11 protein-coding genes are annotated in these 12,348 nt (G+C 66.4%); 8 read left to right on the top strand and 3 right to left on the bottom strand.

All coding sequences use genetic code 11. From position 1 onward, the window contains the following. Positions 1-61: 61 nt before the first annotated feature. The 4 genes from B9Y86_RS15440 to holA all read left to right on the top strand — a co-directional run bounded on the left by B9Y86_RS15440 (position 62) and on the right by holA (position 4,951). A complete protein-coding gene (locus B9Y86_RS15440) occupies positions 62-646 on the top strand; it encodes a TetR/AcrR family transcriptional regulator (RefSeq protein ID WP_085487744.1) in 585 nt (194 codons plus the stop codon). A 23-nt stretch (positions 647-669) separates the two neighbouring features. Then, on the top strand, positions 670-1,458 hold the full coding sequence (locus B9Y86_RS15435) for a helix-hairpin-helix domain-containing protein (protein WP_342351726.1): 789 nt from the start codon (positions 670-672) through the stop codon (positions 1,456-1,458). Between the two features lie 95 nt (positions 1,459-1,553). Further along, positions 1,554-4,073 (top strand): ComEC/Rec2 family competence protein, encoded by a 2,520-nt coding sequence (locus tag B9Y86_RS15430; protein ID WP_176223386.1) that lies wholly within the window; start codon positions 1,554-1,556, stop codon positions 4,071-4,073. After that, positions 3,965-4,951 carry a DNA polymerase III subunit delta gene (gene holA, locus B9Y86_RS15425; RefSeq protein ID WP_244894795.1) on the top strand — a complete coding sequence of 329 codons (987 nt, stop codon included), beginning with the start codon at positions 3,965-3,967 and terminating at the stop codon, positions 4,949-4,951. Before B9Y86_RS15430 ends, holA begins: the two co-directional genes overlap by 109 nt. A gap of 73 nt (positions 4,952-5,024) precedes the next feature. Here the strand turns inward: holA and rpsT are convergent, their stop codons facing one another. Next, complete coding sequence (gene rpsT, locus B9Y86_RS15420) at positions 5,025-5,285, bottom strand: 30S ribosomal protein S20 (RefSeq protein WP_085487736.1); 261 nt, start codon at positions 5,283-5,285, stop codon at positions 5,025-5,027. A gap of 212 nt (positions 5,286-5,497) precedes the next feature. On the opposite strand from rpsT, the gene B9Y86_RS15415 reads away from it, so the two are divergent. Beyond that, positions 5,498-7,180 (top strand): aminotransferase class I/II-fold pyridoxal phosphate-dependent enzyme, encoded by a 1,683-nt coding sequence (locus tag B9Y86_RS15415; RefSeq protein WP_085487734.1) that lies wholly within the window; start codon positions 5,498-5,500, stop codon positions 7,178-7,180. On the opposite strand, the gene B9Y86_RS15410 is transcribed toward B9Y86_RS15415, so the two are convergent. Continuing rightward, a complete protein-coding gene (locus B9Y86_RS15410) occupies positions 7,177-8,067 on the bottom strand; it encodes an NAD-dependent epimerase/dehydratase family protein (protein ID WP_085487892.1) in 891 nt (296 codons plus the stop codon). The two genes, B9Y86_RS15415 and B9Y86_RS15410, sit on opposite strands and share 4 nt — an antisense overlap. Positions 8,068-8,182: 115 nt before the next feature. On the opposite strand from B9Y86_RS15410, the gene lepA reads away from it, so the two are divergent. Genes lepA through hemW form a run of 3 tightly spaced genes read left to right on the top strand, consistent with a single transcriptional unit; the run spans position 8,183 to position 11,945 of the window. After that, positions 8,183-10,036 carry a translation elongation factor 4 gene (gene lepA, locus B9Y86_RS15405; RefSeq protein ID WP_085487732.1) on the top strand — a complete coding sequence of 618 codons (1,854 nt, stop codon included), beginning with the start codon at positions 8,183-8,185 and terminating at the stop codon, positions 10,034-10,036. Between the two features lie 3 nt (positions 10,037-10,039). Beyond that, positions 10,040-10,693 (top strand): DUF1990 domain-containing protein, encoded by a 654-nt coding sequence (locus tag B9Y86_RS15400; RefSeq protein ID WP_228515262.1) that lies wholly within the window; start codon positions 10,040-10,042, stop codon positions 10,691-10,693. 28 nt (positions 10,694-10,721) lie between these two features. Continuing rightward, positions 10,722-11,945, top strand: a complete 1,224-nt coding sequence (gene hemW, locus B9Y86_RS15395; protein WP_085487730.1) for a radical SAM family heme chaperone HemW — start codon at positions 10,722-10,724, stop codon at positions 11,943-11,945. Positions 11,946-11,951: 6 nt separating this feature from the next. Here hemW and B9Y86_RS15390 read toward each other — a convergent pair whose 3' ends face one another. After that, positions 11,952-12,332: a DUF4870 domain-containing protein gene (locus B9Y86_RS15390; RefSeq protein WP_228515263.1), complete on the bottom strand. Its 381-nt coding sequence runs from the start codon at positions 12,330-12,332 to the stop codon at positions 11,952-11,954. Positions 12,333-12,348: the final 16 nt, after the last annotated feature.

Raw genomic sequence — 12,348 nt, 5'->3', positions numbered from 1 at the left:
CCGTAGCCTAAGAGGGGCGATCGACGCCAGCGATGTCACCGCGAGCGGGGGAGGGAGAGCGATGACCGTCCGACGTGGGAGCAGGGACGCGATCCTCGACGCCGTCATCTTCATTCTCTCGAGCCGTGGCAGCGACGCCGTCACCATCCGCAACGTCGCGGCGGAAGCCGGCGTCTCGGTGGGCGCCGTGCAGCACAACTTCACGACCAAGGAAGCACTCATCATCGGCGCGATGACCGCAGTCAACGTGCGGTTCCGCGAGCGCCTGCGCCTCCTGCTCCAGAACGAGGAGTCGGCGGAGCGACGCCTCCGGGCGTTCTGCGAGGAGGTCTCGTGCCTCACGGAGACAGGCCTGACCGACGCTGTCGTGTGGACGGCGTTCGCCGCGCGCGCGACGACGGAGCCAGGGATCCGGGCGATACACGCCGCGGACTGGGGCAGCACCGAGGACTTCCTCCAGCAGTTGCTCGAGGCCGCCTACCCGGATGCCGGAATCACGGCCGACGACGCCGCGCTCGTCCTCGCTGTGACGGATGGCATCGCCGTCGCCCGCGCTGCCGAGAAGACCGACCGCATGACGGCCGAGCGGGCCGTTCGGCTCATCGACGCTGCGCTCGCGCCCATCGCCGCACGCGGGCGGTCTTAGGGGTAGCTGAGCAGACTTCGTTCGTGGTGGCGAGCTCGTCGCTGAAGCGGGCGCGTTTTCGCGTCCTCTCCTCACCAGTCGCCCCGGTGCTCGTGCTGTTCACAGCACGGCGACGGGGCGATCGTCGTTATGCGTCACCCGCCTACCGTGGTGGCATGGATGCCGAGCCGCCGCCACCGGCGCGGGCGCGGCTCAGCATCGGGGTTGGCGCCGGCATCGTCATCGTGCTCGCCGTCCTGGTGGTCGCGGTGCTCGTGTCGGCGTTGGCTCCGCGAGGGAGCAGCGAGGTCCTCGTGACGAGTCAGGGCGCAGCGCAGAGCAACTCTCCGCCTGAGGGTGTGGGCCAGACCCTCGACGGAGGAGGCTCGTCCGATGGGCTGGTGATCTATGTGCACGTCCTCGGGGCGGTTGCGCGACCGGGGCTGTACGAGCTGCGTGAGGGAGCCCGCATCGTCGATGCCATCGCCGCCGCGGGCGGATACACCGATGTGGCGGATACGGCGCAGCTCAACCTGGCGCGCGTCGTGAGCGATGGAGAGCAGCTGTACGCGCCCGCGATGGGCGAGACCGTGCCGCTGCCGTCGAGCGGCGGCGCAGCAGCGCCAGGCGACACCGCGTCTGCCGCGGTGAACCTCAACACGGCCGACTCCGCCGCGCTCGAGACCCTGCCGCGCATCGGTCCGGAGACGGCGAAGAAGATCATCGACTACCGAGACGAGCACGGCCCGTTCACGTCGATCGACCAGCTGCTCGAGGTTCCCGGCATCGGACAGAAGACGCTCGATGGACTCCGCGATGCGGCAGTCGTATGAGCGGGCCGCGGCGTGAGCCACGGAATCCAGGTTCTACACGGTGGGCCGATCATCGCCTGACGGCTCCGGCTCTTTTCGCATGGGGCGCCGCATTCGTGCTCGTCGGGCAGCCGACTGCTGCGTCATCCGTTCTGATCGGCGCGGTCGCCTGCCTCGCGGTCTCGCTGACGCTGTGGCGGTTGCTTGCCCCGACCGTGGGGGCATCTCGATGGGGCCGGGTTCGACGAGGAACGCGCCGTGCTCTCCCGACGGTCGCTGTGTGTGCGGGCATCGGCGCGTGCGTCGCGGTCGCGGTGCTCGTTCTCCAGCCTCTGCGAGAGCCCCCGTTGCTTCTTGACGAGACGCAGACGGCGCTGTCGGCCGAGCTCGAGGTTGTGGGAACACCGGCCGAGACTGCTCACTCCGGCTTCGGCGGCGAGTCGCTGTCGGGTGTGCGATTCGAGGCGACCCTGCATCGCCTTCAGAACGCCGACAGTCGGAGTGACCGCACGTCGACACGGGTGCTGGTCTTCGTCGACGGTCTCGGCACGGCCGACGCGCCCGCCATCGGATCGACGATCCGCGTCGATGCACGATTCCGCGCCACCGACGACGGATCCCAGACTGCGTGGCTCGCGTTCGCAGAGGGCCACCCGCAGACTGTCCGGCCTCCTGGATGGCAGCTTGCCTGGGCGGCCGAGCTACGAGCCCGATTCGCTGATTCCGCGCGAGGCCTCCCCGGCGATGGCGCAGAGCTGGTACCCGGACTCGCCCTGGGCGACGATTCCCTGGTCGATGCCTCGCTCGACGAGTCGATGAAAGACAGCGGCCTCAGCCATCTCACCGCCGTCTCCGGCGCCAACTGCGCCATCGTCATCGCGGGGGCGTTCCTCATCGCCGGCTTCGCCGGTCTTCGTCGAGGCGCGCGACTCGGTATGGCCGGTGCGGTGCTGGTGCTCTTCGTCATCCTCGTCACACCGCAGCCGAGCGTCATTCGTGCGGCGGCCATGGCGGCCATCGTTCTCGTGTCGATCGGGGCGTCTCGCTCCGCTCGAGGCATGCCCGTGCTCTGCCTGGCGGTCATCAGTCTCATCGTCACCGATCCGTGGCTCTCGCACAGCTTCGGTTTCGCACTCTCCTCGCTCGCAACAGCCGGGCTCCTGCTGCTCACCCGGCCCGTCACATCCGCTCTCTCTCGCTGGATGCCGCCATGGCTGGCGGCCGTCATCGCTGTGCCGCTTGCTGCCCAGCTCGCCTGCCAGCCTGTGCTCGCCCTCCTCACACCCACGGTTGCTCCGTACAGCATTCCGGCGAACCTGCTCGCGGCTCCGGCCGCTCCTATCGCCACCGTCGTGGGTCTGCTGGGCTGTCTGGTGGGCTCACTCATCCCACCCGTGGCCGTGCCGGCCGCATGGCTGTGCTGGCTGCCGGCAGCGTGGATCGGCGCTGTCGCTCGGTTCTTCGCTGATGCACCCGGTGCACGGCTACCGTGGGTGCCGGGTCTTCTCGGCGCCCTGCTCGTGCTTGTCTTGACCGCCCTGGCGCTCTGGGTTCTCCTTGCCTCCGGCGCTCCGCGGCTCCGGCGCGCGATGGCGGTGTTCCTGGCAGCTGCGATCGTCGGCGTGTACGGCGGGGTGATGATCGGCGGCACCATCGCGCTCCGCTTCTCTGTACCGCAGAACTGGCGTATCGCGGCATGCGATATCGGGCAGGGCGATGCTGTGCTTGTGAAAAGCGGTGATGTGACAGCCCTCATCGACACGGGGCCGGATCCCGATCTCTTGCGGGCCTGTCTCGAGCGTATGCAGATCGGTCGTATCGATCTCCTCGTGATCACACACTTCGACCTCGATCACATCGGCGGTCTCGATGCAGTGGTGGGCCGAGCAGACGCCGTGCTGGTCGGACCTGTCGATGGCCCGTCCGACGAGGTGATCGTGCGTCGTGTCGTCGAGTCCGGAGCGATAGTCCAGCAGGCGGCACGAGGCGACAGGGGAGAGCTCGGAGCACTTCGTTGGGAGGTGCTCTGGCCCACGGCCGACACGACACTCCGTGGTAACGGCGCGAGTGTCACCATGAGGTTCTCGGGAGACATCGATGCGTTGTTCCTCGGAGACCTCGGCGAGAGCGACCAGGCTCGGTTGATGGCCGAGGGCAGACTCGGCCCGGTCGACGTGGTGAAGGTGGCCCACCACGGATCAGGCGATCAGAGCGCCGAACTCTACAACCGCATCCGCGCTCGAGCAGGACTCATCTCGGTGGGCGCCGACAATGACTACGGGCACCCGAACGATCGCATTCTCGAGATCCTCGCGGGCGCCGGAACCCGGGTCTTCCGCACCGACCTGCTCGGCCTCGTCGTGGTGTCGATCGAGGACGGCGACACGGTCGTCTGGAGCGAGAAGACGGCCGGTGCCGGTGCCGCGTCACTCGTGTCTGTGCCGCCGAGTAGGCTCGATACGAGAAACGACGTAAGTGAGGACACGTGGCTACTGCACGCGGCGCAAAACAAACGGCGAAGGCCTCGATCCCGCAGCTCTCCTGGGAGCAGGTGCGCCCCGCGCCGGTCGTCCTCGTGTCGGGCACGGAGTCGTTTCTTGCCGAACGCAGCATCCGGCAGCTCCGTGAGCTGCTGAAGCTGGAGGACCCGAGTCTCGAAGTCTCCGACATCGACGCGTCGTCGTACGCGCCGGGCGAGCTGCTCACCGTCGCGAGCCCGTCACTCTTCGCCGAGCCGCGCATGATCCGCGTCTCCTCAGTCGAAAAGTGCACCGACGACTTCCTCAGCGAGACCATCTCCTATCTCGAGAACCCGGCAGACGACACCTACCTCGTGCTTCGGCACGGCGGCGGTGTCAGAGGCAAGCGGCTGCTCGATGCGATCCGATCCGGTTCGGGTGGAGGAATCGAGATCGTCTGCGCCGAACTCAAGAAAGACGCCGAACGCTACGAGTTCGCCTCTTCCGAGTTCCGCGCTGCAGGGCGCCGCGTTTCGGCGGGTGCGCTCAGGGCCCTGGTCGCCGCGTTCTCCGACGACCTCACCGAACTCTCCAGCGCGTGCCAGCAGCTCGTGGCCGATGCGTCGGCCGAGATCACGGAGGCCACTGTCGACCGGTACTACGGCGGCCGCGTCGAGGCCAGCGCCTTCGCGGTCGCTGACATGGCGATCGCCGGTCGACACGGCGAGGCGCTCGCACTCGCTCGTCACGCGCTCGCGTCGGGTGCAGATCCGGTGCCCATGGTCGCCGCGTTCGCCATGAAGCTCCGCACGATGGCCAAGGTGTTGGGCACCCGCGGCGGATCAGGCCAACTCGCCGGCCAACTCGGACTCGCGCCGTGGCAGATAGACAGAGCCCGCCGCGACCTGGCCGGCTGGTCGGGTGCGGGTCTCGGCCGCAGCATCCAGATGCTCGCCGAGACCGACGAGAACATCAAGGGCGGCAGCCGCGACGCCGTCTACTCGCTCGAGCGCATGATCGGCGTCATCGCCGAGCGCGGTGAGCTGCCCCACTGAGCGGCAGGTACGAAAAAAGCCCCGCAGTGCGGGGCTTTTTTCGTGCGTGCGTCTCGTGAGAGAGCGGCTCTCGTTAGAGAGAGGCGACGGTCTTCGCGAGGGCCGACTTGCGGTTCGCGGCCTGGTTCTTGTGGATGACGCCCTTCGAGGCGGCCTTGTCGAGCTTCTTGCCCGCAGCGATCAGCGCGGCGAGGGCCTTGTCTTTGTCGCCCGTGGCGACAGCGGTCTTGGTGGCGCGGATAGCGGTCTTCAGGCCACTCTTGACGGCCTTATTGCGCTCCTGGGCCTTCTTGTTGGTGCCGATGCGCTTGATCTGCGACTTGATGTTTGCCACGAAATTACCTCTTGTATGTGTTCGGATGAATGCAATGCGATCGACCGGCGACCGCGAGTTCGCTCCGCATAGTAAGACGGAAGCGTAAGCCAACAGGCAACGTTACCAGACGGGTGCCTTCTCGACAATATCGAGGTGACCCAGGAACGCGTTACCCGTGCGGACTGCGGCGTTTCACCGTACCCCGACCGAGGCGTAGCCTTAATGCTCTCATGCCACAGCTCGCATCCCACATCGATTCCGTTCCTCCGTCGGGAATCCGGCGCATCTTCGAGATGGCGCTGGCACTCGACGACGTGGTGATGCTCGCGGTGGGGGAGCCCGACGTCGATGTCGCGCCCGAGATCCTCAGAGCAGGCTCGGATGCCTGGCTCGCCGACGAGACCGATTATGGGCCGAACGGGGGCCTTCCCGCACTTCGCGAGGCCCTGGTTCGCAAGCTGGCACGCGACAACGGCGTCGTCGTCGACACGGAGCAGGTCTGGGTGACGTGCGGCGGCATGCAGGCTCTCTATCTCGCGATGAGTCTCACTCTCGGGCCCGGAGATGAAGTCCTCATTCCCGATCCGGGCTACTCGACCTTCGCGATGAACGCGGCCATGATTTCCGCGGTCTCGGTGCCGTATCCGCTGCGCCGAGACAACGCTTTTCTGCCGGACTTCGATGAGCTGACGAGGCTCATCACGCCGCGCACCCGCATGATCATCATCAACTCGCCATCGAATCCGCTCGGGTCGGTCTTTCCTGAGGAGACTCTGCGGGCACTCGTCGAATTCGCGAGGCAGCACGACCTCTGGATCGTGAGCGACGAGGTCTATGAGGCCTTCAGCTACGACTCCCCGCATGTGTCGGTGGCGAGTCTCGATGCCGACGACCGGGTCTTCTCCGTGTTCTCGCTGTCGAAGACCTACGCGCTCACGGGCGCGCGAGTGGGATACCTCGTCACACCTCCGGGGCTGTCGACGATCATGCGCACGGCGCAGGAGGCGATGATCAGCTGTGTCAACACGCCCGCGCAGTTGGCCGCCCTCGTGGCCGTCGGGGGCGATCAGCAGCACGTGAGAACAGCGGGCCTGCACTACAGGCAGAACCTCGACGCCGCCACCGCACTTCTGCGCGAGCGAGGAATCGAGTATCTGCAGCCGTCAGGCGCCTTCTATCTGTGGGTGGACGTCGGATACGCGACGGGCGGCGACGTGGCGGGATGGGCTGAGCGTTTCCTGCTCGAGAAACGGGTCGCCGTGGCTCCGGGCAGCGCCTTCGGTCGCGGGGGAGAGGGGTGGATCCGCATCTGTGTCGCCGCCGGTCTCGACGACCTGCTCGAGGGCATCCGTCGCCTGCCCGAGCCAGCGCGACGGCAGCCGGATGCGCAGACGCCCGAGCCGGGCGGCATCTCCGTGCGCCTCGCCCGCCCCGACGAGCACGACGAGATCGCTCGCCAGCGACTCGAGGCGTATCGGCTCGACTTCACCATCGGCGACGACTACGCGGTGCAGATCCTCGATGTGCCGCGTCACGCGGCCATCGGCGAGGTGTGGGTCGCCGTCGACGACGCGACCGGCCGCATCCTGGGTTCTGTCACGACGCCTCGACCGGGCGAGCTGCTGACGCCGCTGGGCAGGCCGGGAGAGTTCGACTTCCGCCTGCTCGCCGTCGACCCCGCGTCGCGCGGGCGTCGCGTGGGCAGCATCCTCACCGACTTCGTCATCGACCTCGCCCGCGAGCGCGGGGCCGAGCGCGTGGTCATGAACAGTGGAACTGAGATGACCACCGCGCACGGACTCTATGAGCGGCGCGGCTTCTCACGCATGCCCGATCGAGAGAACCCTCCCGGTATCGAGCCGTCGCGCGCCTACGGCCTCGAGCTTCAAGAGAGGCGCGCGACGACCGACTAGTTCTTGACCGCGTACGACCCGGTGCGCAACTCGTCGAGGATGCTGGGGCCGTTGGGCTCCCAGCCCAGGTCGATGCGAGCAGCGCTTCCTCTTGCCTGCTGATCGAGCAGCAGCGCGTCTGCGAACGGCTCGCCCAGGCGTGCGTACGTCTCCTCCACGGTCTGTGCCTCGACACGGGAGTCGAGGCCCTGGCCGAACGCCGCGGCCTCGCCGATCTCGTGCACTGTCGGGTTCTCGCCGCTGGCACCGATGTAGGTCGAGCCCGACTCGCCGAGGTCGAAAGCGAGGATGTAGAGCTCGGCCAGGTCGTCGACGTGCACGGTCGTCCAATGCTGCGATCCATCGCCGATGAGCTTCACGGCGGGTGTCGCGTCGCCGTCGTGGTCGCCGGTGAAGAGCGCGGCGATCCCCGCGCCGTGTCCGAACACGACGGCCGGAGCGATCAGCGTGGTCGAGACGCCCTGCGCGCCGAGTACGCGCTTCTCGATCTCCTCGCGCCAGGCCACGATGGCCGGTGCGTTGCGGGGCGAATCCTCCGTGATGTCGGAATTGCTTCCCCAGACCCAGATTCCGCCCGTGTGCACGTAGCGCTTGTCGCTTCCTTCGAGTCCCGCGAAGACGGCCGTCACGAATGCGTCGTCGGCATCACGGCTGGAGTCGTCGCCGGGGGCGGCGAGGTGGATGACGCCGTCGCTTGCGATCGCCTGCTCCGTCACGAGTTCGGTATCGGTGATGTCACCGATCACCGCGGTCGCCCCCAGGGCCTCGATCTTTGCCGCCTTCTCGGGCGAGCGCACCAGGGCGGTCACATCGCGCCCCTGCAGTCGGAGTTGGCGGAGGACTGCGGATCCGATGTAGCCGGTGGCACCGGTAAGAAAAATACTCATGACCATATTCAACCGCGCCGAACTGTCTACTGCCCCCGCAACGTGACGAAAAGCGTCGGCCACGAACAACGTGAGAGAATGGGCGCTTACCCGCCGTACGACACAAGAGGAACGCGTGAGCCCGCTAGCTAACAAGGCCCTGGAGCCGGCATCCACCGACCCCGCGTTCATTCGCAATTTCTGCATCATCGCCCACATCGACCACGGCAAGTCCACGCTGGCCGACCGCATGCTGCAGATCACCGGAGTCGTCAGCGACCGTGACATGCGCGCTCAGTACCTCGACCGCATGGACATCGAGCGTGAACGCGGTATCACCATCAAGAGCCAGGCCGTGCGCATGCCGTGGTCGCTCGAGGGTCAGACCTACGCGCTCAACATGATCGACACCCCCGGCCACGTCGACTTCACCTATGAGGTGTCACGCTCGCTCGCGGCGTGCGAGGGCGCGCTCCTGCTCGTCGACGCCGCCCAAGGCATCGAGGCGCAGACACTGGCGAATCTCTACCTCGCGCTCGACAACGACCTCACGATCATCCCTGTTCTCAACAAGATCGACCTGCCCGCAGCAGACCCCGACAAGTATGCGCAGGAGCTGGCCAGCCTCATCGGCGGCAAGCCCGAAGACGTGCTGCGGGTCTCGGGCAAGACCGGCGTCGGCGTTCCCGAGCTCCTCGACCGCCTCACGGCCCTCGTTCCTGCACCCCAGGGCGATCCGGATGCCGCGGCTCGCGCCATGATCTTCGACTCGGTCTACGACTCCTACCGCGGCGTCGTCACCTACGTTCGAATGATCGACGGACAGCTCTCGCCGCGCGAGAAGATCCAGATGATGTCGACCCGTGCCACTCACGAGATCCTCGAGATCGGTGTGTCGTCGCCGGAGCCGACCCCCAGCAAGGGACTCGGCGTCGGTGAGGTCGGCTACCTGATCACGGGTGTGAAAGACGTGCGCCAGTCCAAGGTCGGCGACACGGTCACCACCCACTCGAAGCCGGCCACCGTGGCGCTTCCGGGTTACACGGAGCCACTGCCGATGGTGTTCTCGGGTCTGTACCCGATTGACGGCACCGACTACCCGGCCCTTCGAGACGCGCTCGACAAGCTCAAGCTCAGTGACGCCTCGCTGGTCTACGAGCCCGAGACCTCGGTCGCCCTCGGCTTCGGCTTCCGCTGCGGATTCCTCGGGCTTCTGCACCTCGAGATCATCAACGAGCGCCTCGAGCGCGAGTTCGGTCTCGACCTCATCGCCACCGCGCCGAGCGTCATCTACGAGGTCACCACCGAAGACAAGAAGACCGTCACGGTCACCAACCCGAGCGAGTTCCCCTCGGGCAAGATCACGAGCGTTCACGAACCGGTGGTCAAGGCCGCGATCCTGGCGCCGAAAGACTATGTCGGTGTCATCATGGAGCTCTGCCAGAGCCGTCGCGGCACACTGCTCGGCATGGAGTTCCTCGGAGAAGACCGCGTCGAGATCCGCTACAACATGCCACTCGCCGAGATCGTCTTCGACTTCTTCGACAGCCTCAAGTCGAAGACGGCCGGCTACGCATCGCTCGACTACGAGCCCATCGGAGATCAGGAGGCCGACCTCGTGAAGGTCGACATCCTGCTGCAGGGCGAACAGGTCGACGCGTTCAGCGCGATCGTCCACCGCGACAAGGCCCAGGCATACGGCGCCCTCATGACAGAGCGTCTGCGCAAGCTCATTCCGCGCCAGCAGTTCGAGGTGCCCATCCAGGCTGCGATCGGCGCGCGCATCATCGCCCGCGAGTCGATCCGCGCCATGCGAAAAGACGTGCTGGCCAAGTGTTACGGCGGTGACATCAGCCGTAAGCGCAAGCTCCTCGAGAAGCAGAAAGAGGGCAAGAAGCGCATGAAGATGGTCGGTCGCGTCGAGGTGCCCCAAGGCGCATTCATTGCTGCCCTGTCTGGCGACACAGAGACGAAGAAAGAAAAGAAGTAGCCGATGCTGCAGCGATCCACCCACACGGGCCAGTCTCTGACCTATGCGGCCGTCGGAGCTTCGCAGGCTGCCGACCTCATGTTCTACCCGCCCAAGGGGTACAAGCCGGCCGAAGACAGCATCCGCATAGGATCGGGGCGCGAACGCTTCGAAGCTGCCGCAGCGACTCTGCTGGCCTGGGGTGTGCAGAAGAACAGCGGCATCGATGTCTCGAACATCGAGCTGCCCACTCCGAGCGACACCGACTACGCGGGGCTCGTCTACGACGCCGACGGCACTCCGCTGGCCGCTCGTGATGTGAATCCCGAACTCACCTATTCCGAAGACGGAACGCCGCAGATCTCTGCCGGTGTCACGGCTGATCTGCGCATCCGGGCGTATGGCCGTGTCGTCACGGCGCCCGTGCGGGTCGTGCTCGTCATCGACGAGCCGAACGAGGCCGGCTTCGCTTACGGAACCCTGCCCGGGCACCCGGAAGAGGGCGAGGAGAGCTTCGTCGTCACACATGAGCCCGACGACTCCGTCTGGTTCACAGTGCGCTCGTTCTCGCGCGGCAGCACAGCGTTCTTTCGAGCGGTCTCGCCATTGCTTCGCCGCCAACAGCGTCTGATGACGAAGCGCTATCTGCGAGCGCTCCTTCCCGGTCGCGCCGCGTGAGCACCCACGGCGCGATTGGTCGGCGCTGATGGCGTCGGCGCTCCCGCTAGGCGATCCCGCACCGCTCGATGGTCTGCTCCCCGTAGGCTCCGACCGTGACGCCGACTCTCGCAACTTCGGCGTCTATCTGCACGTGCCCTTCTGTCGTGTGCGCTGCGGCTATTGCGACTTCAACACTTATACGGCCACCGAGCTGCGGGGTGCCAAGCAGTCCGACTACGCGTCTCAGGCGGTGGTCGAAGTCGACCTCGCTCGTCGTGTACTCGAGCAGTCGGGCGTGCCTTCTCGAGAGGTGTCGACGGTCTTCTTCGGCGGCGGAACGCCGACATTGCTGCCCGCCGAGAACCTCGTGCGCATGCTCGCGGCCGTCCGCGACGCGTGGGGGCTGCAGCAGGGCGCCGAGGTCACGACAGAGGCGAACCCCGACAGTGTCGACGCCGATTACCTGAAGACCCTCGCCGACGCCGGATTCACTCGGGTCAGCTTCGGCATGCAGTCCGCCGTGCCTCATGTGCTGCGCACCCTCGATCGCACGCACGATCCCGAGCGGGTGCCGCTCGTGGTCGAATGGGCACGCGAGGCCGGGCTCCAGGTGAGCCTCGACCTCATCTATGGCACACCGGGGGAGTCGCTCGAGAACTGGCGCACCTCGCTCGAGAGCGCCTTGGCCTCCCGGCCCGATCACCTTTCGGCTTACGCGCTCATCGTCGAGCAGGGAACGAAGCTGGCTCGTCAGATCAAGTCAGGCGAGGTCGCGGAGCCCGACGACGATCTCGAGGCCGACATGTACGAGTTGGCCGACGAGATGCTCGCGGCTGCCGGGTACTCCTGGTACGAGGTCAGTAACTGGGCGGCGAACGACACATTCGTCTCGCGGCACAATCTCGCGTACTGGCAGGGACACGACTGGTGGGGCATCGGCCCCGGAGCTCACAGCTACGTCGGCGACACACGATGGTGGAACGTCAAGCATCCCGCCGCCTACGCTGAGCGCATCGCGGCCGGCCATTCGCCGGCCGCCGGCCGCGAGACTCTGGATGCGACGACCCGCGAGACAGAGCGGGTCCTGCTCCTGACGCGCATCCGTGAGGGCCTGCGCATCGACTCGCTTGCGGCAGAGCCGAGGCGAGAGGTCGCAGGATTGATCGCCGATGGCCTCGTCGACGGGCGCTCGGCCATCCAGGGCGCGGTTGTCCTCACCCTGAGGGGAAGGCTGCTCGCCGACGCCGTGGTCAGGCGTCTGACGAGCTAGCCTTCGTTACTTGACGAAGCGGATGGTCAACGGATAGCGGTAGAACTCTCCCGCGTTCGCCTTGACGGCGGCGATGACCATGAAGATGATCGCCGCGACAGCGAGCGGCAACGCCAGGATCGTTCCGATGAAGAACGTCACGAAGCCGAGGAGCACCGTGGCGGTCAGGTAGATCGCCAGAGAGATCTGAAAGTTCAGTTCCTCGAGCGTGTGCTGGCGAATGAAGTCTCCTCGGTCTTTCAAGACGAGATAGCCGACGAGCGCGGGCACGAATCCGAAGAGGATTCCACCGAGGTGAATAAGTGTCGCCCAGAGGCGTTGGTCTTGCGGCGCCATCGGAGGTTGCGCCTGATACGAGGCGTTGGACGGAGGCGGGGCTGATGTCATGTTGACCATTAAAGCA

The sequence above is a fragment of the Agreia pratensis genome, from assembly GCF_900177685.1.
Classification (GTDB): Bacteria; Actinomycetota; Actinomycetes; order Actinomycetales; family Microbacteriaceae; genus Agreia; species Agreia pratensis.
The sequence above is the reverse complement of the archived record's forward strand: the minus strand, read 5'-3'. Positions and strand labels throughout refer to the sequence as shown.

What these genes read in the sequence shown, in the direction of transcription:
- B9Y86_RS15390 (WP_228515263.1), bottom strand. Translation starts at nt 12,332, where the DNA reads ATGACATCAGCCCCGCCTCCGTCCAACGCCTCGTATCAGGCGCAACCT.
- hemW (WP_085487730.1), top strand. Translation starts at nt 10,722, where the DNA reads ATGGCGTCGGCGCTCCCGCTAGGCGATCCCGCACCGCTCGATGGTCTG.
- B9Y86_RS15415 (WP_085487734.1), top strand. Translation starts at nt 5,498, where the DNA reads ATGCCACAGCTCGCATCCCACATCGATTCCGTTCCTCCGTCGGGAATC.
- B9Y86_RS15400 (WP_228515262.1), top strand. Translation starts at nt 10,040, where the DNA reads ATGCTGCAGCGATCCACCCACACGGGCCAGTCTCTGACCTATGCGGCC.
- B9Y86_RS15410 (WP_085487892.1), bottom strand. Translation starts at nt 8,067, where the DNA reads ATGAGTATTTTTCTTACCGGTGCCACCGGCTACATCGGATCCGCAGTC.
- B9Y86_RS15440 (WP_085487744.1), top strand. Translation starts at nt 62, where the DNA reads ATGACCGTCCGACGTGGGAGCAGGGACGCGATCCTCGACGCCGTCATC.